This window comes from Enterococcus sp. DIV1368b, from assembly GCF_050529595.1.
In the GTDB taxonomy this organism is placed as follows: Bacteria; Bacillota; Bacilli; order Lactobacillales; family Enterococcaceae; genus Enterococcus_B; species Enterococcus_B mundtii.
The window spans coordinates 2,547,015-2,563,537 of record NZ_CP172883.1 but is presented as its reverse complement, the minus strand read 5'-3'; the positions used below and the strand labels follow the sequence as shown (position 1 = coordinate 2,563,537).

General features: G+C 37.1%; 13 protein-coding genes. 11 read left to right on the top strand and 2 right to left on the bottom strand.

The window, feature by feature from the left end; all coding sequences use genetic code 11:
* The 11 genes from IGJ19_RS11750 to IGJ19_RS11700 all read left to right on the top strand — a co-directional run bounded on the left by IGJ19_RS11750 (position 1) and on the right by IGJ19_RS11700 (position 14,191).
* The gene (locus tag IGJ19_RS11750) at positions 1-204 is read left to right on the top strand and encodes a hypothetical protein (protein ID WP_010736645.1); all 204 of its coding nucleotides are present in this window, start codon (positions 1-3) and stop codon (positions 202-204) included.
* 13 nt (positions 205-217) lie between these two features.
* Positions 218-1,051, top strand: coding sequence for a hypothetical protein (locus IGJ19_RS11745; RefSeq protein WP_071866875.1), 834 nt, complete (start codon positions 218-220; stop codon positions 1,049-1,051).
* Positions 1,052-1,072: 21 nt separating this feature from the next.
* The gene (locus IGJ19_RS11740) at positions 1,073-1,456 is read left to right on the top strand and encodes a PrgI family protein (protein ID WP_115358230.1); all 384 of its coding nucleotides are present in this window, start codon (positions 1,073-1,075) and stop codon (positions 1,454-1,456) included.
* Positions 1,440-3,842, top strand: a complete 2,403-nt coding sequence (locus IGJ19_RS11735; protein WP_430604571.1) for a VirB4-like conjugal transfer ATPase, CD1110 family — start codon at positions 1,440-1,442, stop codon at positions 3,840-3,842. The genes IGJ19_RS11740 and IGJ19_RS11735 overlap by 17 nt, the downstream gene beginning before the upstream one ends.
* A complete protein-coding gene (locus IGJ19_RS11730) occupies positions 3,839-5,764 on the top strand; it encodes a peptidoglycan amidohydrolase family protein (protein WP_430604106.1) in 1,926 nt (641 codons plus the stop codon). The genes IGJ19_RS11735 and IGJ19_RS11730 overlap by 4 nt, the downstream gene beginning before the upstream one ends.
* On the top strand, positions 5,761-6,276 hold the full coding sequence (locus IGJ19_RS11725; protein ID WP_430604104.1) for a hypothetical protein: 516 nt from the start codon (positions 5,761-5,763) through the stop codon (positions 6,274-6,276). Before IGJ19_RS11730 ends, IGJ19_RS11725 begins: the two co-directional genes overlap by 4 nt.
* A 60-nt stretch (positions 6,277-6,336) precedes the next feature.
* Positions 6,337-7,350 (top strand): hypothetical protein, encoded by a 1,014-nt coding sequence (locus tag IGJ19_RS11720; protein ID WP_430604101.1) that lies wholly within the window; start codon positions 6,337-6,339, stop codon positions 7,348-7,350.
* A gap of 256 nt (positions 7,351-7,606) precedes the next feature.
* Complete coding sequence (locus IGJ19_RS11715; RefSeq protein ID WP_108173556.1) at positions 7,607-9,379, top strand: PTS mannitol-specific transporter subunit IIBC; 1,773 nt, start codon at positions 7,607-7,609, stop codon at positions 9,377-9,379.
* Between the two features lie 12 nt (positions 9,380-9,391).
* The gene (locus IGJ19_RS11710) at positions 9,392-9,829 is read left to right on the top strand and encodes a PTS sugar transporter subunit IIA (protein ID WP_019723779.1); all 438 of its coding nucleotides are present in this window, start codon (positions 9,392-9,394) and stop codon (positions 9,827-9,829) included.
* A 13-nt stretch (positions 9,830-9,842) separates the two neighbouring features.
* Positions 9,843-10,994 carry a mannitol-1-phosphate 5-dehydrogenase gene (locus IGJ19_RS11705; RefSeq protein WP_071866882.1) on the top strand — a complete coding sequence of 384 codons (1,152 nt, stop codon included), beginning with the start codon at positions 9,843-9,845 and terminating at the stop codon, positions 10,992-10,994.
* Positions 10,995-11,605: 611 nt separating this feature from the next.
* Positions 11,606-14,191 (top strand): TrlF family AAA-like ATPase, encoded by a 2,586-nt coding sequence (locus IGJ19_RS11700; RefSeq protein ID WP_086335126.1) that lies wholly within the window; start codon positions 11,606-11,608, stop codon positions 14,189-14,191.
* A 102-nt stretch (positions 14,192-14,293) separates the two neighbouring features.
* Here the strand turns inward: IGJ19_RS11700 and IGJ19_RS11695 are convergent, their stop codons facing one another.
* Both IGJ19_RS11695 and IGJ19_RS11690 read right to left on the bottom strand, forming a co-directional pair.
* Positions 14,294-14,995, bottom strand: a complete 702-nt coding sequence (locus tag IGJ19_RS11695) for a type 1 glutamine amidotransferase (RefSeq protein WP_010736635.1) — start codon at positions 14,993-14,995, stop codon at positions 14,294-14,296.
* Positions 14,988-16,340 (bottom strand): Mur ligase family protein, encoded by a 1,353-nt coding sequence (locus IGJ19_RS11690; protein ID WP_071866884.1) that lies wholly within the window; start codon positions 16,338-16,340, stop codon positions 14,988-14,990. Before IGJ19_RS11690 ends, IGJ19_RS11695 begins: the two co-directional genes overlap by 8 nt.
* Positions 16,341-16,523: the final 183 nt, after the last annotated feature.

Genomic DNA, 16,523 nt, shown 5'->3' with positions numbered 1-16,523 from the left:
ATGGATTATTTCAATCAAGCAATGTCTTTATTTTCCAACGGGGTGATTACTGCAGGAAGCTTACTGACCGTTTGGGGCATTATCCAATTAGGCGTTGCAATCAAAGAGCATAATGGGCCAGGGATGCAACATGCCATTTTTCAAATCGTTGGGGGTGCTGTGATTTTAGCTGCTGGTGCGTGGATCACGAATATTTCAATGTGAGGAGCGAAAAAGGATGGACGGTGCGATCGAATTTTTACTACAAACGATTGCAGAACAATTAAGTTTATCAACGAATCATAAAAATAGTCTTTTACAAAATCTCGAACACTATTTGCCGGAAATCTATCATTACAGTGTGACGATCATGGAAAGTGTCATCAAACCTATTGCTTATTCCCTATTAGGTTTTCTATTGTTGATCGAATTTCAACAACTCGCACATCGACTATATGGCAAGCAGTCAGAGTTTGGTGGACTGGATCTTTTCTTGCCATTGTTTATCAAAATCGGGTTGACCGTACTGCTTTTACGTCACTTGATGGTTTTCCTCAATGCCATTATGGATGTAGGTATTTTTGTTAGTCAAGGAATCAATCAATTGGAGATCCGAGGTGTGACAGATCAGACAATGGATATCTTCAACGTGATGGAGCAGATCGATCAGCTAGGTTTTTTTGAAAAAATGGTGTTGTTGATGATTTTACTCGTTCCCTTGATTCTATCGATCATTGTTAGCGTCCTTGCTCAAGTGCTGATCTTTTTACGTTTTTTAGAAATGTATCTTTATTTGAGTATCTCACCTTTACCGATTGTCGCTTTAGTGAATACAGAACTTGGTCATGTTGGAAAGAATTTTTTTAAACTATTTGGTGCGGCATCTTTACAAGGTGTATTGCTTTTTATCGTTTTGAACATCTATCCATTATTAGTGAGTACTGTTTTTTCATTTGATGAGACGCAGGGGATGATTGCAGTGATCAGTGCGATTGTCGGTAATTGTTTGGCACTATCCATGTGTTTGTTTTACACCATGAAATGGTCGAAAGCGATCATCGTTGCGGCCTGAGTGAGAAAAGGAGTGTGAAAAATGGCAATTGAAGTCGTGATCAGAAAAGAAATCAAAGAGTATCAAGAGAAGATCTTTTTTGGCTTCTCTTTAAGACAGGTTATCGTTATCGCATTAGCTTTAATCGTGATTTTACCGGTCGGTCTAGTTAATCATTTTATTTGGGGATATTCAATTGATGATCTAGGAATTGTATTGATGTTTTTTACTAGTCCGATTTTATCGGTGGGGTGGATCAAAAAAAATCAGTTGCCTTTAGAAAAATATCTTTTTATTCGTTGGCGCCATCTTATCGCAACAAAGCACTATCCATATCAAAATGCTCGTTTGGAGGAAGATCATGAAGGGATTTCAACGAGGAAAATCAGTAAAACAGAGAAATATCGAAGTGAACAAGGGAATTAAAAAGTCTTCCTTAACCAAACTATTACACAAGCAAAAGAAAAAAAGAGGAAAAAAAGAACGAAAATCAGCACCAGCCAAACATGCACAAAGGAAGATTCGTTATGAAAAAATGTATGAAAGTGGAATTTGTGAACTCACTTCTGGACGATATTCAAAAAGTATCCAGTTTTCAGATGTCAATTACCAAATTGCACCTGTAGAAGACCAACAAGCTATTTTTCAAGGGTATTGTACCTTACTAGATAGTTGTGATGACCGAACACATCTAACGATTACCTTGAAAAAAAAGCGAATGGAACAAAAGGAACTTGAAAAGCAATTGTTCTATAAAGAAACAGGGGAGAGACAGGACATCTACCGTCGAGAATTGAATGAAATGCTTCGACGAACCATAACAGAAGGAGGAACGAATTTTAGCAAACAAAATCTATTGACCTTCAGCACGCAGGCCACTGATTATGACCAAGCCAAGCATTCCTTGACACGTATCGAACAACAACTTAGTCATAGCCTTTCGGAAATCGAATCAAGTAGTCAAACACTTTCTGGCAAAGAACGGTTGCAACTGCTCCATGAATTGATCAAACCTAATGAATGGTTTCAGTTCAATTATACAGATTTAGTTTATAGCCGTTTGTCGACAAAAGCAGTGGTTACCCCTGCAAGTTTTAGCTTTAAAGCAAAAGACTATATCGAAATTGGCTCAGACTATGCCCAAGTCCTTTATTTGAAAGATTACCCCACCAAACTTTCAGATAAATTGATCTTAGAATTAATGGATATTGGCGAAGAGTTGTGTTTATCGATCCACATTGAACCAGTGGATTCTGAAAAAGCAAATCAGTTGGTTCAAATTAAAAAAGCTTATATGGAAGGAGACAAAACAACTGCTGAAAGAAAAGCGACACAAAAAGGCTATGATCCTTATTCAAGTATTCCGTATGAATTGACCAATAGTATCAAGGAAGCCGAAGCTTTATTAGACGATCTAGTCAAAACCGGCCAAAAATTATATTTTGTTACCTTACTCGTTTATTTCCGATCTCAGACCAAAGAAAAACTAGCTGATATTGCGGAACAAGTCCAACATGTTGGACGTAAAAATCGTTGTCATTTCAATGCATTAGACTATCTACAAGATGAAGGATTCAATTCAGTCTTACCTTTAGGCAAAAATTGGATCGAACAACAACGGACGCTGACGACAGAAAGTACAGCAATTTTTATTCCATTTTCAGCGCAAGATCTTGATCATATAGATGGCAAATATTATGGGCAAAATGAAATGACCAAAAATAGTGTAAGGATCGATCGTAAGCAACTAAACACGCCGAGTGGCATGATTTTAGGTAGCTCTGGTTCAGGCAAAGGTGTAGCAAAAAAATATGAAGAAATCACGACGTTACTTAAAAATCCCGAAGATGAAGTCATTTCGATTGATCCGGAAGATGAGGATACGATCATCGGCAATGATTTTGAAGCTCAAATCATCAATATCGCCCCTAATACCAATACATTCATCAACTTACTAGATATTTCAGAAGACTTGAGAGGAGAGGCAGATCCAGTAAAATTGAAATCTGACTTTTTGTTGACTGCTTGTGAAGCTTTGATCGGTGGTCCAACTGGTTTAAACTCAGCACAACGATCGATCATTGACCGTGTCACGCGATTGACGTATTTCAATTTTCAAAAAAACTCAGAAAAATCAGCTCCGACATTGGCGGAAGATTGGTTTCCGCTTTTAAAAGAACAACCGGAAAAAGAGGCGCAGACATTGGCGTTAGATTTAGAGTTATACATCGATGGTTCACTTTCGATGTTTTCCAAACCAACTAATGTTTCTTTAAATAAACGTTTTGTGATTTACAATACGAAACAACTAGGGAACCAATTGAAAACTTTTGGGATGATGGTTGTTTTGGAACAAGTGTGGAATCGGGTCGTTCGCAATCGAGACAGAGGAATCACTACTTGGATCTATATTGATGAAATGCAACTCCTGTTAAATGATCCCTACTGTGAAAATTATTTTTTTGAACTATGGAGCCGAATCCGTAAATGGGGCGCGATTGCCACTGGTATTACCCAAAATGTCGAAACCTTATTATTATCAGATAAAGCACGCCGAATGTTAAGTAATACGGAATTTATCATTATGTTGAAACAAGCGAAAAGTGATCTAGATGAGCTGTCTTCTTTGTTCAATCTTTCGTATCAGCAACAAAAACAATTGCTCAATCCTATCAAAGGGGCAGGGCTGATACGCGCAGGCAACGCCATCGTTCCTTTCTCCAATACTGTTGATCCAACAACAAAACTTTATGAGTTGATCACCACTGATCCTGTCGAACGCCACAGATTACGACAGGATGTATCGCCATGAAAAAAAACGATGTAGGCATTGAAGAGATCGTGAAATCACGAAATAAACGAAGGAGTAACAGACATTTTCTGCGTAGAAACACCAAAGATCCTCGCAGAGTCATGCTTGACTATCAGAAAAAAATAGTTGATTTCTCTTTACTTGGAAATAAAACTTCGATCAGTAGTAAAGTCAGCCTTTACCTATTTGTTGGTGTTAGCATTCTCATATTTTTTCTCTTTTTCAGTATGATCGGCTTCGTTTCGTCTGCTACGATCAAAATCAATGAGCTTGAATTGACGAAGGTCTGGAAATATTTGACCGAATTGGATGCGGAATTGACACTAGAATTAAACTCAACTAAGAGTTCGATTCTAGTAAATGAACGAGTAGTGGCTGCAAATGAAGTCGTGATCAGGACTGACATTGAAGAGGTCCTGATTTATTTAGATATGGTTTATGGCGATGACCAATTAGGAAATCCAGATGTTCTCAAAGAAACGATCCAAGGATTGCATGAGCAGATGTGGCAAGTAGACAGTGACGGGAGACAAATCAAAGTAACATCACAGCCATTGTCGCAAGTGATCACTTGGACGCCAGAGTGGAAAGAACGTAGACAGCTGTTAGCAGAAATTGGTCTTTATGCAAGTTTGACTGAATTAAGCAATCCATTGAAAGAAACAGACTCTTTACGCATAAAACAACGCTTTGGGTATTACGTAAGCAATCAAGAAAAAAGCTTACTTGAGGGACTGCTCATCCAGACAGAACCGAAAGAGGCCTTAGTCGCTGTAATCGCTGGAGAAATTACAAGAGACCAAGAGAACGTAACCATCACAACGAACAACCAAAGCATTACTTATCATGATGTAGATCTAACAGCTACTGAAGGACAGATGGTATCGGTGGGTACAGAGATTGGGCGAGTAAAACAAGAGGAACTGCATCTGTCTTACCAGAAAAAAGGTGAAACCGTCAATCCAGCTTTTTATCTCCCCAATGTAGTCGATAACAATGAGACACAGCTTGATCCCATTGAAACAGATACTGCATTCAATGAACAGAAATTTCGAGAAGTGATTCTACTACATTGTCACGCATTTAGTGATCATGCAGAAACGATCATCCAAGAAGCTAAAAAGAATAATATCTCCCCCATTGTTCTAGCAGCCATCATGATCCACGAAACTGCTTGGGGGACGAGCGAAGGGATTCGAGAAAAGAACAACCCCGGTGGCTTGATGCGAGAAAACGAGTTGCTTTCCTACGCCACACTTGAAGAAGGGATTGCCGCCACCGCTCGAACACTAAACCAATTGATCGTGAACCAAAGACTGCTGACAGTCGAGCAACTCGGAAGTGTGTATTGTCCTGTAGGTACAAGTAATGATCCCCTGGGATTAAACCAATACTGGGTACCGGCGATCAAAGAATTATTTGTACAACTTGGTGGCAGTAAAGAGATGAGCTTACTCTGGCAATCGAATCACACAGTGGGTCAAGAGGTGTTGACACAAGCCAGAACATTGTATCGTCAAAACGTTCAGTACTCACAAGGCTTTGAACGAGGCACCTTTCCTTATCATGATTGCTCTTCTTTTGTTCTGTGGGCGATGAGAAGTGTTGGCTTGCCTGTGCCACTAGGTAGCACTGAGACATTGTATTCTTTGGAAGGGACTTTCCTGATGCCAATCAGTCGAGAAGATGTCAGAGCCGGTGACTTGTTTGTGTGGGGGAAGAAAGGCCACTCTTTAGGTAGTTATGGCCATACAGGGCTATTTTTAGATGATGGTGGTAAAACGATCCTTCATTGCACACCTGCTACTGCCCGAGGGTATGGTCAAGAAGGCGATATCGTCATCACTCCATTTGAAGGCTATGCGGGTGATCTCCAGCTGGCGCCTGTTTATTTCTATCGATTGTTGGGAGAAAACAAATGAACCCGAAATCCAGATTTCTTTATCTTATTATTGTTTTCTTACTGTTTAGCAGTGTGACTTTTAGTGTTGGCCGGTCTATAGGCTTTCGTTCACAAGAGTCTGAAAAGAAAGCCAGCCAACTTTCGGAAGCACAAGTCAGAGAATTTTTACAAGCTTATTATACGTTTGAAACAGTCGACGACAATTACACCGCATATGTTGATGTTCTTTCTAACAAGATGAAAGAAAAAGTAAAAACAGAACAAGGTGAAAAAACGCATAGTCCTCAGCGATTTGGCTTCAGTCGCTGGCTCAAAAGCGAGCATTATTTTAAACAAACGAACGGGGAAATGGTTGAAGTCCTCTGTTTGGTTGATTTTACGACGTCTTTATTGAATGAAGAAGGCGGAGTTGTAAAAAAAGATATTCGCCACCATGTGGGTGTCAAACTGACTTATCTCTATGACGCTAAAAAGCATCGCTATGTCTTGGATGATCTCGAACAGCTGTCTTCTTTTATGGAAATACAATGATTGAGTAAGGAAGACCTTACAAATGGACGCAACAAAAATGAATGAGGGGAGTGACAACGTATGGCGAAAGAAACTGTAATCATCGATCAGATCCATCACTTACAAGTAAAAGAGACTCAGTTGGATTTGTTTCAGGCTTTGGAAGATTTAGAAACTGAAAATCGACGAGTCTTGCTGGCAAACACACAAGGACAATGTCGCATACGTATTTATGATCGTAAGGGAGAAATGATGATAGAAAAAGTGCTGCAATTTCCTTTGACAGAGGAGATTGAAGAGATCTTAAGTCAACACTGGGAGCAAGAAACAAGCAATACAGAAAAGATGATCCCTATCCCTCATTCAAGCAACATGCTGAAAAAAAATCAGTTGTTACAAATCGATTGGAAAAAAATCATCAAGCGATTACTTCTTAGTGGAGTAATCGTTTTTGCTGTGGTTCAAGGCAACATGTGGATCGAACAAAGAACGAATAATGAGCAAGTGACAACCAAAGAAAATCAGAAAAGTTCATGGCAGTCATTAGTAGACCTAGGTGCATATGAAGAAGCAGCGGAAGAATATCCCGCTCGGTATCAGCAATTGATCGATCACTTAGTAGAAGAACAGGAATTTTCTTGGGTAGAGAAGTTGAATGAGCAAAAGCCAACAGGAAATGCCACCTTTGATTTGGCTTTTTATCATAACGATTGGGAAACAGTAATTGTGACCCACGTGGAACAATTGACGGAAAAGCGCCAAGTCAAGTTAGCGATTGCTTATTTGAAGCTAGAACAAGTACAAGAAGCCGTTGTCTTGAATCGCCACTTAAAACATCCGGAGATCACGTTAGCACTGGATCAGTTTTATTTTGAAAAAAGCCTTGATTGGTTGAAAGTAAAAGAAATGGAAAGAGCGAAAGAGGCATTTGAACAGATCCAAACAGAAGAATTAAAAGCGGTGATGGCGGCATACATAGAGCAAGGAACGATTATTTTAGATTTCATTACATTCTATGAGGCATCGTCCAACACGTCTGAAAATGTAGCGCTTTGGGAAGAGCGACTGGCTCGATTAGGAGAATCAACGGAATAAAAAACTCACTTTGCAAAAAAGAGTCTAAAAGATCACGAGGATGCACTTTTTCGTAGGTATCTACAGATAAAATGCTCCCTTAAATGAAGAAAATAATTGTTTCAGCGTCTCTAATCGGTACCAGAAGCCTTTCATCAAATCACTCATTTTGCTCACTCCATGTTTTGGCACAAATGATTGTGACAAAATCCGACTATTTATCTAAACGGTAAGCGGATACAATTTGATTAAAGAAAGAGATAAAGGAGCGATTGAAGTGGAAGAGACGATACCAAAAAATAAAATTTCATTCAAAGCAAAAGTACAAAAGTTAGGAAGTACCTTATCTAGTATGGTGATGCCAAATATCGGCGCGCTGATTGCTTGGGGTGTATTGACTGCATTATTTATTCCAGATGGCTATTTACCAAACGAAGCGTTTGCTACGATGGTTGGTCCAATGTTGACGTATTTGATTCCTTTATTGATCGGCTACACCGGAGGGAAAGTCATCGGTGGTGATCGTGGTTCAGTCGTCGGAGCAATTGCGACGATGGGTGTGATCGTCGGGACAGATATTCCAATGATGCTAGGTGCTATGATTATGGGGCCGTTAGGTGGCTTTGCCATCAAGAAATTCGACCAAGTGTTTCAAAAACATATCAAATCAGGGTTTGAAATGTTGGTCAATAATTTCTCCGCAGGATTGATCGGTTTTGCGTTAGCATTGATCGGCTTTTCTGCAATTGGTCCAGTAGTGGATACACTGACGCAAGCAATGGCAACAGGTGTTGAAGCAATTTTAAATGCAAATTTGATTCCATTGACGAGTATTTTTATCGAACCAGCGAAAATCTTGTTTTTGAATAATGCGATCAACCATGGCATTTTGACTCCTTTAGGAACAGAACAAGTGGCTACAGCTGGTCAATCGATCCTATTCTTGTTGGAAGCTAATCCTGGACCAGGTCTAGGTGTATTGTTGGCTTTTACATTATTTGGCAAAGGCGCGGCAAAATCATCTGCACCGGGTGCAATGATCATCCATTTCTTAGGTGGAATCCATGAAATCTATTTCCCATACGTAATGATGAAACCGTTATTATTCTTATCAGTGATTTTTGGTGGGATGACGGGTAGTTTCGTTTTCCAATTGATGGATGCAGGATTACGTGCGCCAGCTTCACCGGGTTCGATCATTGCCATTTTAGCCATGGCACCGTTGAGTGCTTACTTACCAGTTATTTTAGGGATCGTCGCTGCAACAGCCGTTTCTTTCGGGATCTCTGCAGTCATTCTAAAAGCTGATGCGAAAGAAACAAGTGAAGATTTTGAAAAATCAGTGGAAGCGACTCGTCAAGCGAAACAACAAGCGAAAGGAACTGGAACAACTAGTCAGGGACAACCAGCTTTATCAGCGATCAAAAAAATCATTTTTGCCTGTGATGCTGGAATGGGGTCAAGTGCGATGGGTGCTTCCTTGTTAAGAAAAAAAGTCCAAGAGCATCACTTACCTCAACTCGTGACGAATCAAGCCATCAGTCAATTATCTGATGAAGCAGACGTATTGATCGTGACTCAAGTTGAGTTGCAGGAACGAGCAAAACAAAAAGCGCCACATGCTCATTTTGTTGCAGTAGAAAACTTCTTAAATTCACCAAAGTATGATGAGATCATCCAAGCATTAGGAAGTAAGGAAGAAACACAGCCAAACCAACCAGTCTCTACTACTCCAACAGATGATTTGGATTTATCTGAATTAAAAGATATCAAAGAGATTTTACTTGTTCATGACGATCGTGCAGGATCAGCGACAATGGGATTGTCCTTATTGAAAGATATTTTGAAGAAAAACCAACTGGAGATCCCTCTGAAAAAAATCAATATTGATGAGTTGACGGAGCAACCGAATACACTGATCGTTTCAAGAGAATCCTTGTCTGAGGAAGCACGTTCAGTGGCACCGCATTCACTTCATTTTTCAGTGGCGACGATGGTCAGTCCACAAAAATATGAAACGATTGCTCACTATTTGAAAAAAGTAGCGTAAGGAGGAAATAAAATGTCTGAATTAGCATTTGATATGATCGAGTTGAATAAGGCTTTTGCCACAAAGGAAGAGGCCATCCGATACTGTGGAAGAAAATTAGTGGAAGCCGGTTGTGTCGAAGAACCCTACATTGACGCAATGGTGGAACGGGATGCGATGTTATCCGTTTATATGGGGAATTTTATCGCGATCCCTCATGGAACAGATGAAGCCAAAGCATTCGTAAAAAAATCAGGGATCTGTGTGATCCAAGTGCCAGATGGTGTCAATTTCGGCACTGAACAAGAAGAGAAGATTGCGACAGTCTTGTTTGGTATCGCTGGCGTAGGTGAAGAACATTTGCAATTAGTGCAACAAATCGCTCTTTATTGTAGCGACATGGACAATGTTGTCCAGTTAGCAGATGCACTAAGTAAAGAAGAAGTCACACACAATCTAGCAATTGCCTAAGGAGAGAAGACGAATGAGAGCAGTACACTTTGGTGCCGGAAATATCGGCAGAGGATTTATTGGAGAAGTTTTAGCTGAGAATGGGTTTGACATCACTTTTGTTGATGTCAACGAACAGATCATCGATTCATTAAATGAAAAAGGACGTTATACGATCGAACTAGCTGACGAATCGAAAAAACAACTTATCGTTGAACGCGTTCGCGGATTGAACAACCAAAAACAGCCTGAACAAGTGATCAAAGAAATAGCACAAGCAGATCTTGTGACCACAGCGATCGGTCCCAATATTTTGCCTTTCATTGCTGAACTGATTGCAAAAGGGATCGAGCAAAGAGAACAAGAGGGCAATCAGCAACCACTAGACATCATCGCTTGTGAAAATATGATTGGTGGCTCTGAGCATCTAAAAATGGAAGTCTATAAATATCTGTCAGATACTCGCTTTGCAGATCAATCGATCGGATTTCCGAATGCAGCAGTGGATCGCATCGTGCCGATGCAACAACATGAAGATCCTTTGTTTGTGCAAGTGGAACCTTTTAAAGAATGGGTCATTGATGATACGCAACGAAAAAATAAAGAGATTTCGTTAAATGGCGTACTATACGTCAAAGATTTGGAACCATATATTGAACGAAAACTATTTAGTGTGAACACAGGACATGCGACTGTAGCTTACACCGGTGCATTATTAGGATATGCAACGATCGATGAGGCAATGCAAGATTCGTTAGTCGTTGCCCAACTAAAATCAGTGCTACAAGAAACAGGAAGCTTACTGGAAGCAAAATGGGGCTTTGATAATAAACAACATGAAGCCTATATTGAGAAAATCATCCAACGTTTCCAAAATAAATATATCTCAGATGCCATCACTCGGGTAGCTCGAACGCCTTTACGTAAGTTAGGCTATCAAGAACGCTTTACTCGTCCGGTTCGGGAATTGCAAGAATACAATTTGACTTGTCCACATTTGACAGCTACGATGGGGATCATTTTCAACTATTATGATCCTGAAGATGAGCAAAGTCGTGAACTGCAAGAGATGAAAGTGCGAGAAAATATGGATCAGTTGATCCAAGAAGTCACAGGTATCCATGATCCGACAACGATCAGTAACATCAAGCAAAACGTGATGCGTTATGCGAAACAAGTGGCTTGATTGAGCTGATTGATGGTTAGGTGTATTAATTCTAAATAAAAGTATATTTAATAAAGATGCAAATAAAAAAGTGATTGAAATGATAGAAATATTCATTACAATCACTTTTTTTATGTACAATCATAGGATATTTTATCTACATTTTTTGTAAATGTGTAACATAGAATAAAATTAGTTCCCGATATCTTTACCTCTTTAAGATATTTATTCCAAGATATTATGGAAGTTCGTTTATGTATTCTAGAGTATAAAAATGACTAATGATAAAAACAACTTCCTAATTTTTTATATCGTTATTATAATTTTTAAAATAATGTATTCAAACATAATGAAAATATTAATTTAGGCATACGTTTATGATTCCAAAACATCATTTTATTATTTTTTTTTAAGTGTGAACAGATTATATGTTAGTGTAATTTTGATAAAAAATAAAAAGAGAAAGGAGTTTTTTATAAGAAAAGTTGTTTTGTAAATTATTTAATGGTTGTGCTTACTGATAATTAACATGTAAATTTTATTAAATCAGTATATACCATAAAATAAAGAAAAAAATATTGTGTAACTGCAAACAAAAATATTTGGTTTGTGATAGAGAGGAAGAAAAGTAGATGGATAAAATTAGAGGGTCTCAATTTAGAAAGTGGGATTTACACGTACATTCTTTACATACATTTATAAATAATAGATTTGGGTACAATAAGGAGAACAAATTGGATTATTTCCAAAAATATTTCGAAGTACTAAAAGAAAATAATATTGAAGTCATAGGACTAACTAATTATTTTAACTTCACCGAAGATGATTTTGAATTAAAAAAATTTTTAAATAGTAAAGGTATAGTAGTTTTTATGAATTTAGAGGTTCGTCTTGCAAATTTAAATAGAAAACATGAAGTATTTGATTACCACGTTATTTTTGATGATAATTTAGAAAATCAAATAATTAAAAACTTGTTAGCTGAATTAAAAGCATCTATTGGTTCAAAAGATAAGGCGTTCAACCTTTTGACACAGAGTGAAATTGAGAAAAATGCTGTTATTTCATTTGATCAACTAAAGGATAAACTACAGAGAAACCCAGATTTAAAAGGCAAATATTTAACTGGATTTCTTTCAAGGGGACATGGGAGTGCAACAAGTGGTTCAGATAGTAGAGGGCAGAGTGTATATGAAGATATATGTAAAAACTCAGATTTTATTATTCATTCAAGCTGTAATGATCCAAGCAAATGTACTGATCCGAATTGCAGACATGGTAATTTAAATAAAGATAGAAATTACTGGTTAAATAACGCTAAGTATGTAAAACCTCTACTACAATCATCAGATGCTCACTCTTTCGAAGATATTGGAAGTAAGTATTCATGGATAAAATCAGATAAAAGTTTCGAAGGGTTAAAGCAAATTTTATTTGAACCAGAAGATAGAATATGCTTGGATATAGCGAAACCTCAATTAGAAAAATTTGAATTGGTTATAGACAAAATTGTATTTAAAAATAAAGAACTCTATTTATCAGAAAATTTAAACTCTATTATTGGCGGGAGAGCCAATGGGAAGTCCACGTTATTAAATTCGATAGCCAAAAAATTAGGAGAAAATGTATCTGATAAAAACTATACATTTGAAGATATCGAAAATTTTAAAATTATATGGAAAGACGGGGAAGAAAATAATGATAGGAAAATTGAATATATTCCCCAAGAATATATGTTTAATTTAGCTAATGAGAATGAAGGACTAAATAAACTAGTTAAGAAAATCATTTCATCCAAAAAATTAGATAACAAAATAGAAGAATATGAAACCGAATGTAAAAGCGTAAATCTAAGAATTCAAAGTTTATTAACAAAATATTTTACTGATATCGAATTACTAAAAGAATTACAAAAACCAGAAGAAGAAAAAGGAATTACTGAAAAAAGAATAAAACAATATGAAACTGATAGAGATGAGATATTAAGTAAAAATAATTTTACACAAGAAGAAAAAGAGTTATTTAGCCAACAAAGTAGTGAAAAGGAAAACTTAGAATTAGAAATAAGAATATGCAATGCACAGAAAACACTAATTGAGAATCTAACCATTCAGAAAAGTATTATTTTAGGCGATATTGTAAAACTAGATGATGCAATAAAAGAAGATTTATCAAAATTTACTATGGAAATTAATAAGGAACTTATAGATAAATTCAACTATAAGATTTCACAAATTATGAACTCTTTGGAAAAATCAATTAAGATTTCGGAATGTAAAGTTAAACAAATAGAAGAAGGAGAAATTTTTTTGAAAGGACTAAAAATTTCTCAAAGCAATGTAGAGTTAAAGTATTTAAACGACTTAATAGATAATGAAAATAAAGTCTTAGAGGCAATTAAAGAATACGAAAAAAGCAAAAAAATTTTGGATAGTGAAATTAATAACTCTAAAGATAATATAATAAAAGAATACAAGAAATACAGGATAGCAAGAGATCAGCTGGAAAAAGAATTTAATATTTGTGAGAATGATTTGAAAATGGCTTTAGAATTTAAACAAAAGAATTTTTATGAAGAGTTTACCTATATCAACGGGCAAGGTTCCGCAAAAGATATATTTGTAGATAATTTGCAATCTAACTTCGAAAACGAAGTAGATAAAATATTTGATAATAACACTTTAAAATTTAATAATAATAAAACGAAAAATGACTTAATTCGTAATTTCTACTCAAATAATTTTTATAAATATGATTTTAAAATAATCTATCAAGAGGATGAATTTAAACAAATGTCACCAGGAAAAAAAGCTTTTGTAATTCTTAAGTTAATTCTAGAATTCTCAGAGAGCAAGGTACCGGTTTTGATTGATCAACCAGAAGATAGCTTGGATAACAGAGCTATATATAATGAGCTAACAAAATATATAAAGGAGACCAAGAAAAAAAGACAAATAATAATTGTCACGCATAATCCTAATGTTGTGGTTGGCTCTGACTGTGAGAATATAATTGTAGCCAATCAACATTCAAATAATTCTAAAAATAAAGATGCAAGAAAATTTGATTATATAAACGGTGGATTGGAAAATAATTTTACAAAAGATAGCGACTATGTTCTAGAGAAACAAGGTATAAGGGAACACATATTTGAAATCTTAGAAGGGGGGATGGAAGCATTTGAAAAGCGAGAAAAAAAATATAATGTAAAATTTTAAATAATAAAGTGTCCAAAATTTAAAAGAGGGAGTGCAAAAGTTAATTATTGGCACTCCCTCTTTATTTATTCGATCTTTTTACAGTTGAACGTTCAACACCAATCATTTGATCGGTGCCGCTGCAACTGTTGGTAGATCAAGTTCTTTTCCATAACGTTTCTCTAATGCTAAGCGAACGAGACGCTCTGCTAAATGTTCATTACGTGCTAAGATCGGACCATGGAAATAGGAGCCGTAAACGTTGCGGTAAATGACACCTTCTGATTGATCTTCCCCATTGTTCCCTTGACCTTTGACGATTTTTCCTAGCGGGCGTTCGCCTTCACCAAGAAATGTTCGACCATTATGATTTTCAAATCCATAATAGGTTTCGTTGAACTCTTCGTTGTGGATCACGATGTCACCAATGAAGCGATTATTCTCTTGGCTTAAGGTGTAATGATCCAACGCACCGATTCCTTGGATTTTTTCACCGTTTGCGCCCATATAATAATGCCCAAGTAGTTGGTAACCGCCACAAATCGCAAGTACGACACCATCATTTTCAATATAATTAGTCAATGATTCTTTCTTTTCTTGAATATCTTTTGAAATGATCATTTGTTCAAAATCTTGACCACCTCCAAAGAAAACTAAATCGTATTTATCTGCCTCAAAGGGTTCATGAATGCTAACGATCTCAGTATGAGAAGTGACCCCCATTTTTTTGGCGATATATTGGAGCATCAAGAGATTGCCATTGTCACCATAAGTATTCATCAGATTCCCATAGAGATGGGCAATGCGTAATTCGTAGTTAGCCACGATTCATGCCTCCTTTGATAAAGCCTTGACTCGCTAATTCTTTTCGTAATTGTAAGACAGCTGTATAGGTCGCTAAAATATAGACATGATCCGTCGGTAGTTGCTTGATTTTCTCAATGACATCAGTCAATTCTTTTGATTGTGTCAATTTGTCTTCAGCGATACCCGCTACTTTCAAACGTAGTGCCATATCTGTGTGGCGATCGCCACCAGCAATCACAGCAGGGATCTCCATATCTGCAAAGCGTTCAAATTCTCCGTCCCAGATCCAACTCACATCGATGCCATCTGCGTAGTTCGCATTCAATAGGGCAACTAGTGAAAATGGATACGGTGCATGTCCCATCATGTCGATGACTTGGTTGATCCCTACAGGATTTTTGACTAGGACTAAGGTACAGGACTTGCCATCGATTTCGATGACTTCTTGACGACCAAATACTTTTTCGTCATACCCTAAGCCTTGTCTGATTTTTTCAGGAACAACACCATAATATTCAGCCACCGCAGTAGCTGCTAAAGCATTATAGACATTGTACATGCCACCAACTTCGATGCCATATTCATTGCCATCAATGACGAAATCAGCTGATTTGTTGTCCATTCGTTTCATTTCTGTCAAACGATAATCCAGTTCTGGACGTTTAAAGTCACAATTTGGACAATAGTATTTACCTAAGTTTGCATAAGTGATCATTTTGTAGTGCAAGATGTGATGACATTTCGGACACAACACGCCATCTGTATTGTAGTGGGCCATCTGTTCATGATCTTCTTCGTGATCAAATCCATAATATCTTCTAGGGTTGACGGTCTCAACTGAATTGAAGATCGGTGAATCGCCATTACTGATAATCGTAGCATTTGGTGATTTTGCGGCACCATCCACGATCATTTTATAAGTGGTATAGATTTCACCGTAACGGTCCATTTGGTCACGGAAAATGTTTGTAAATAAAAATAGCTCAGGTTTGATGTATTCAGTCACTCTGCTTAGACTGGCTTCATCGATTTCTAATACCGCAAATTTCTTTTGGCCTTTTCCGGCTTTTGCTTGTAAAAAAGTCGAAACGATTCCTTGGACCATGTTTGCGCCAGTAGGGTTCGTCAAGACTTCATCAAATTGTTGTCGTAAGATATTGACGGTCAAAGCGGTCGTCAATGTTTTTCCATTTGTTCCAGTTACGACGACGACTTGATAGTCTTTTGCTAATGTATCTAAAATATGAGGATCGATCGATAAAGCAAGTTTACCAGGTAAACTTGATCCTCCTTTAAAAAAGGTTTTTAGTCCCCATTGTGCGGTTTTACCAACTGCAATCGCAAATTGACTGCGTATTCCCATTATGTAACCTCCAAAACGTCATAATTACAAATAAATTCAACTAATCATACCATATGTTGAAAAAAAGGTTAAATTGCTTTGTCTTATTTTACAAAAGTTTATACTGTTCGCAAAACAAAAAAGAAAGAAGCAAGAAAACGAAAAACGATCGCTTCCTTGCTTCTCACATATCGGTTTTTTTAG

Coding starts and splice junctions, on each gene's coding strand:
- IGJ19_RS11750 (WP_010736645.1), top strand. CDS start 1: ATGGATTATTTCAATCAAGCAATGTCTTTATTTTCCAACGGGGTGATT.
- IGJ19_RS11745 (WP_071866875.1), top strand. CDS start 218: ATGGACGGTGCGATCGAATTTTTACTACAAACGATTGCAGAACAATTA.
- IGJ19_RS11740 (WP_115358230.1), top strand. CDS start 1,073: ATGGCAATTGAAGTCGTGATCAGAAAAGAAATCAAAGAGTATCAAGAG.
- IGJ19_RS11730 (WP_430604106.1), top strand. CDS start 3,839: ATGAAAAAAAACGATGTAGGCATTGAAGAGATCGTGAAATCACGAAAT.
- IGJ19_RS11725 (WP_430604104.1), top strand. CDS start 5,761: ATGAACCCGAAATCCAGATTTCTTTATCTTATTATTGTTTTCTTACTG.
- IGJ19_RS11720 (WP_430604101.1), top strand. CDS start 6,337: ATGGCGAAAGAAACTGTAATCATCGATCAGATCCATCACTTACAAGTA.
- IGJ19_RS11710 (WP_019723779.1), top strand. CDS start 9,392: ATGTCTGAATTAGCATTTGATATGATCGAGTTGAATAAGGCTTTTGCC.
- IGJ19_RS11705 (WP_071866882.1), top strand. CDS start 9,843: ATGAGAGCAGTACACTTTGGTGCCGGAAATATCGGCAGAGGATTTATT.
- IGJ19_RS11700 (WP_086335126.1), top strand. CDS start 11,606: ATGGATAAAATTAGAGGGTCTCAATTTAGAAAGTGGGATTTACACGTA.
- IGJ19_RS11690 (WP_071866884.1), bottom strand. CDS start 16,340: ATGGGAATACGCAGTCAATTTGCGATTGCAGTTGGTAAAACCGCACAA.